We start from the raw sequence: 6,000 nt of genomic DNA on the forward strand, positions 1-6,000 counted from the left end.
AATTATGGACGGGGACTTATATTTTATAAACCGTTGCAATCCTGTAAAATCAGATGTAAATAGTAGGCTAAAAAAATAAGATCAGGAAAAATATCATTTTAATAAAAATTTAACCAAATTATATAAAACTTATTATTTTTTACTAGTGTGAAATTTATATCTTTGTAAACTTAAATCAAGGAGAAAATTATGAGTTTATTCGATATGTTTACGCAAGAAATTGCGATAGACCTGGGAACTGCCAACACGCTTATCATCCATAATAATAAAATTGTTATAGACCAGCCATCTATTGTTGCGATAGAGCGTTCTACGGGAAAACCGATTGCAGTAGGTGAACAGGCAAAACATATGCAGGGTAAAACCCATGAAGATATTAAAACAATCCGTCCGCTAAAGGATGGCGTTATCGCAGATTTTCATGCTTCAGAGCACATGATCAAGGAATTTATCAAGTTGATTCCCGGGATTAAAGGAAAATTTATCCAGCCGGCTCTTAGAATCGTAATCTGTATTCCTTCCGGAATTACGGAAGTTGAAAAAAGAGCGGTAAGAGATTCTGCTCAGAAAGTAAACGCTAAAGAAGTACGATTGATTTATGAGCCAATGGCTGCTGCAATAGGAGTTGGTATTGATGTTCAGAAACCTGAGGGTAATATGATCATCGATATAGGCGGCGGTACTACCGAAATTGCTGTTGTGGCTTTAGGAGGTATTGTTTGCGACAAATCTGTAAAAATTGCAGGCGATGTATTTACTAATGACATTGCTTATTTTTTAAGAACTCACCACAATTTATATATCGGAGAAAGAACTGCTGAAAGAGTGAAAATTGAAGTAGGTTCTGCGGTTGAAGATCTTGATGTGGATATCGACGATATTCCGGTACAGGGAAGAGACCTTATTACCGGTAAGCCGAAAGAAATTATGGTAGGCTACAAAGAAATTGCCCGTGCTCTGGACAAATCAATCATCAGAATTGAAGATTCAGTGATGGAAACTCTTTCTCTTACACCGCCGGAATTGGCTGCAGATATTTACAAAACCGGAATTTATCTTGCAGGAGGAGGCGCTTTACTAAGAGGTCTTGCAGACAGACTGCACAAGAAGACTGGTCTTCCTGTTTTTGTAGCTGAAGATCCTTTGAGAGCAGTAGTACGCGGTACAGGGATTGCGTTGAAAAATATGGATAAATTCAACTTCCTTATCAAATAATTTTAATTTTTACGACTTTTTATCGGAATGGGATTTTTGCTGAGATTATTTTCTAAGAATGCGCTTTTTGTATTCTTTATTTTCCTGCAAATTATTGCTATTATTCTGATATTTTCTAAAAATGCAATGCAGAAATCCTGGCTTGCAGGACAAACTGCTGCTTTTAACTCCAGAGTTTCCGGGTATATAGACGAAGGGGTTTCTTATTTAAAACTGAAAAAGATTAATGAAGATCTCGTTGCCCAGAATAAAGCATTAATGATTGAGCTTTATGGAAAACAGGGAGCAGATAATCCGCAATTCAGAAAAGTACATGATACAATTGGCGGTGGGCAGATCTATACTTTTGTTGACGGAGAAATTGTATTCAACAGCATCAACAGAAGAGACAATTATTTTACCATCAATCGGGGAAAGAAAGACGGTGTTTTTCCGCAGATGGGGGTGATGGCACCGAAAGGTATTGCCGGAATCGTTATCAATTCTACCGATAGTTATGCATTGGTTCAATCGGTTTTAAGCGTAAATAAAATAAGGATCAATGCTGCTTTAAAAAATTCGGGATATTTTGGCACGTTGACATGGAGAGGCGAAAATTCCCGTCTCATGCATTTGTCTGATGTTCCTAAATATGTTTCTTTAAAGATAGGAGATACCATTGAAACCGACGGCAAATCTGCTATTTTTCCTAAAGGTGTGATGATCGGAACAATTGCCGGTTATTCAGTAGACAACAAAACAGGCTTTTGGGATATTTCTGTGGAACTTAGTGAGAAAATGGGTGCATTGAATAAAGTATATGTAGTAAAAAACCTTAAAAAAGCAGAGGTTCAGAAAATACAGGATACCATGCAGGCTGTAATAAAAAAAGAACATGATTAGCAGAACCATATTTACCGATATTTTAATAATGGCTTTTCTGGTTGCGTTGCAGATTTTTGTGCTCAACCGCATTACGCTGTTCGGGAAATTTACTCCGGTTTTATATCCGGTGTTTGTCATGTTTTATCCTTTTTTCAGAAATAAATTTCAATTTTTAGCTTTAAGTTTTTTAATGGGTCTGGCTATAGATGCATTTTTATACTCTTGGGGAATTAATGCATTTGCAACTACATTGATTGCGTATTTCCGTACTTTGATTTTTCGTACTTCTACAGATACTTCTACAGACTTTTTCTCTTTTCAGTCTTTGCAGTGGTCACAGTTTCTGCTGTTTTTGTTGTCAAGTATTTTTCTGCATCAGCTTTTGGTGCAGTATATTGAATTTTTTAAATTCAGCAGAATTTTTGAAATCTTGCTTAATATATTGGTAACTACAGGTATTTCCTTTATATTTATCGTTATTTACGCATTAATCTTTAAAATCAAACAAAAAGTTTGAACCCACGTCATTTAAAAATCTTATCTATTCTTATCATCATTGCTGTAATTTTTATAGCAAGACTTTCTTATTTGCAACTGTTTACCGACCGGTATGCTCTTAATGCTGCGAATACTTCTATCAAGACTGAATACGTCATTCCGCAGCGCGGCGTTATTTTCGACAGAAACGGAAAAATTTTGGTTGGGAATCAGCCTGCGTATGAAATTTCTTTTACCCAGGCATTGATGAAGCCCGATTTTGATACTGCAGCTTTTTGTAATTTAATGAAAATTACTGAAAAGGACTTTATCAACAGGATTAATAAAATTAAGACTGAAAAATATTATTCCAAACTTACACCCATGACTTTTCTGAAAGACTTGAGCAGAGAAGACATTGCCAGAGTGCAGGAAATTATATTCAAATATCCGGCATTCAATATCGTTCAGCGTCCTCAAAGGCAATATGAAGTATCAACTTCCGGGAATTTGCTGGGATATACGAGTGAAGTTAACGATCGTGAAATTAAGAAAGACTCCACATATTATCTTCCTGGAGATCTTATTGGTAAGACAGGCGTGGAAAAGTCTTATGAAAAAGAATTGAGAGGAATAAAGGGTGTTAAATACATTCAGAAAGACATTAAGCTAAGAAATGTTGGTCCATACAAAAACGGAAGTCTGGATCGTGATGTCGTAACAGGAAAAGACATAACTTTAACTATTGACTATGATCTGCAGAGAATGGCAGAAGAAATGCTTGTCAACAAACATGGCGCAATTGTAGCTCTTGATCCTAACAACGGTGAGGTTTTGGTGGCGGCGACAGGACCGGATATTGATCCTAATCTTTTCACAGGTCCCAATAAGTCTAAAAATCTTTATGCCTTATCAAAAGATACTATTTACGAGAATAAGCCTACTTTTGACCGTTCTTTACAGGCGGCTTATCCTCCCGGATCAACCTTTAAGCTATTAACTGCTTTGGCAGCGATGCAGATGGGTGTAATGGACGAAAAAACGATTTTTCCTTGTGGTGGCGGGTTTTATTATAAAGGAAAAAGAATTAAAGGTCACGGTGGTGCAGATCCGCTGATTCCTTCTATTCAGGTTTCCAGCAACTGTTTTTTTACTTATGCATTCATTAAAATAATTAAAAAATATCCAGGAAATCCTTCACGGGGTGTGGATGAATGGAAGAAAATAATGAGTAGTTTCGGAGTTGGTGAATTCCTGAATAATGATTTTGCTGTCGGAGCAAAGGGAAGAATTCCTTCCGGAGACTTTTACGAAAGAAGATTCAAGGCAATTATGAAAGCCAGCGGATCTAAAAGACAGGATTTTAAAGACTGGGACGAAATGTCAACCGGAGCTATCTACAACGGAATGGGACAGGGAGATGTACTCGTTACTCCAATTCAGCTTGCCAATTATGTAGCCGCAATTGCAAATAAAGGATGGTATTACACACCGCATATCGTTAAATCTATTGACGGAAAGCCAAATCCGGACCCAAGGTTTAAGAAAAGACATCAGACTTTAGTAGATAAAAAACATTTTGATCCTGTATTGAAAGGAATGGAAGCGGTGGTACTTGCCGGAACAGCAAGAGGTTTGAAATCAAATGATTTTACGCAACTTGCAAAAACAGGAACAGCGCAGGTTCCGCAAGGGAAAGATAACTCAATCTTTGTATTGATTGCCCCTGCAGACAAACCAAAGATTGTCGTAGTTGCTGTAATGGAACACGCAGGTTTTGGTGCGACATGGGCAGGTCCGGCTTCAACTGTTATTGCTGAAAAATACATCATGGGAGATCTCAAACGAGAGCATCTGTATAAAAAAATGGTTACCTCCAGCTTTATGCCCGAATATAAAAGGCAGTGGATTGCTGATCTAAAAAGAAAAGGGCTGTACAAAGAGCCTAAACCGGACTCGCTAAAACTCAAAAAAATGCAGGACAGCCTGAATCAGGCAAAGAAAAAGAAAGAAGCTTTACAGAAAAAACTACAGTCAGAATCTCCAAAACCAAAAAACAATGAAATGGACAGAAGGAATAGATAAAATTGGACTGGGTTTGTATTTCTTGCTCTGCGTTTTCGCTATTGCCAATATTTATAGTGTAGATGAGGGTTTGGGTAAAAAGCAGCTTTTGTTTTTCGGGATTTCTATTTTTATTGGAATTATTATTTTTTTCAGCAGGAGCAAATTTTTCGAAAATATGTCAGGGATCATTTACATTGGTGGTGTGCTGATGCTTGCGGGTCTGCATGTCTTCGGGACAGAAATACTGGGTCAGAAAAACTGGTACAAATTCGGAAGTTTTACAATGCAGCCTGTGGAATTTTCCAAAATAGGAGTTGCGCTGATGTTGGCAAATTATGTTTCCGGAGCAGAATTTAATCTCAGCAACCGAAAGTCTTTAATTACCGTTTTAGGAATTATTGCTATTCCTGCTGTAGTTGTATTATCAATTCCGGATGTGGGTTCGTTACTTGTTTTTACGGCATTTTTTATAGCATTATACAGAGAAGGTCTTAGCGGTCAGCTATTTTTTATCGGGACACTTTTTGCATCGGTTTTTCTAATAGCCAATTACCTTAATGATCCATTAGGATGGAGTTTATGGTATTTTACTGTGTTTATCATTTTCATTGGTCTGCTTTGGTTTCTTTTTAATGCCGCCTTTCTTAGGAAAAATATTTATAATCTGTTACCCGGCGTTGCGGTAATTTTAGGCTTGGCAGCTTTGTCTTTTATTTCGCCGATCATTTTTGAGAAATTACCAAAACACCAGCAGGAAAGAGTAGAGGTTTTATACAAAGGTGAAAGAGAATTTAGAGATACATCCGGATATAATTTATTGTATTCCAAAACAGCAATCGGATCTGGCGGACTTACGGGAAAAGGCTACAGAGAAGGTTCCGTTACTCAGGGAAAATTTGTTCCTGAGCAGGAAACCGACTATATTTTTTGTACGGTGGGAGAAGAGTGGGGATTCCTTGGAAGCACAATTCTGGTACTTTTTTACCTTATTTACATTGGCAGGATTTATTATCTCTCTGAACAGCAGAAATCTGTCTTTAACAGGGTTTTCGGGTACTGCTTTGCGTCTATTCTGTTTATGCACTTTTCTATCAATTTAGGAATGGTAATGGGGCTGTTTCCAACAGTAGGTATCCCTTTGCCTTACTTTAGTTATGGCGGCAGTTCCTTGCTTGCCTTTTCAATCTTGACATTTATCTTTTTCAAATTGAATTACGCAGATAAAAACAGCTTGGTTTAATAAGGAAATTAAATAATAGTATGAAAGAAATTTACATTGCGGAACGGGAGTTCGATTTAAGTCTCAATAAATCTATCTTGATCAATAATGGTGGCCTTGGTGTTTATTGATGGTTTTTTTTTAAAGAACGAATAATA

Annotated in this window: 5 protein-coding genes; all 5 read left to right on the top strand. The window is 37.0% G+C overall.

What is annotated here, in order from left to right:
- Nucleotides 1-189: 189 nt before the first annotated feature.
- From AC0NBN_RS04720 to rodA, 5 genes are read left to right on the top strand one after another with little or no spacing between them, the layout of a single operon-like run.
- Nucleotides 190-1,215, top strand: coding sequence for a rod shape-determining protein (locus AC0NBN_RS04720; protein ID WP_089743371.1), 1,026 nt, complete (start codon nucleotides 190-192; stop codon nucleotides 1,213-1,215).
- A gap of 27 nt (nucleotides 1,216-1,242) precedes the next feature.
- A complete protein-coding gene (gene mreC, locus AC0NBN_RS04725; RefSeq protein WP_143882849.1) occupies nucleotides 1,243-2,097 on the top strand; it encodes a rod shape-determining protein MreC in 855 nt (284 codons plus the stop codon).
- A complete protein-coding gene (locus AC0NBN_RS04730; protein WP_160812141.1) occupies nucleotides 2,090-2,596 on the top strand; it encodes a rod shape-determining protein MreD in 507 nt (168 codons plus the stop codon). Before mreC ends, AC0NBN_RS04730 begins: the two co-directional genes overlap by 8 nt.
- Nucleotides 2,593-4,641 carry a penicillin-binding transpeptidase domain-containing protein gene (locus AC0NBN_RS04735; RefSeq protein WP_160812142.1) on the top strand — a complete coding sequence of 683 codons (2,049 nt, stop codon included), beginning with the start codon at nucleotides 2,593-2,595 and terminating at the stop codon, nucleotides 4,639-4,641. The genes AC0NBN_RS04730 and AC0NBN_RS04735 overlap by 4 nt, the downstream gene beginning before the upstream one ends.
- Nucleotides 4,616-5,863: a rod shape-determining protein RodA gene (gene rodA, locus AC0NBN_RS04740; protein ID WP_143882846.1), complete on the top strand. Its 1,248-nt coding sequence runs from the start codon at nucleotides 4,616-4,618 to the stop codon at nucleotides 5,861-5,863. The genes AC0NBN_RS04735 and rodA overlap by 26 nt, the downstream gene beginning before the upstream one ends.
- Nucleotides 5,864-6,000 lie beyond the last annotated feature (137 nt).

This window comes from Chryseobacterium sp. L12, from assembly GCF_056133985.1.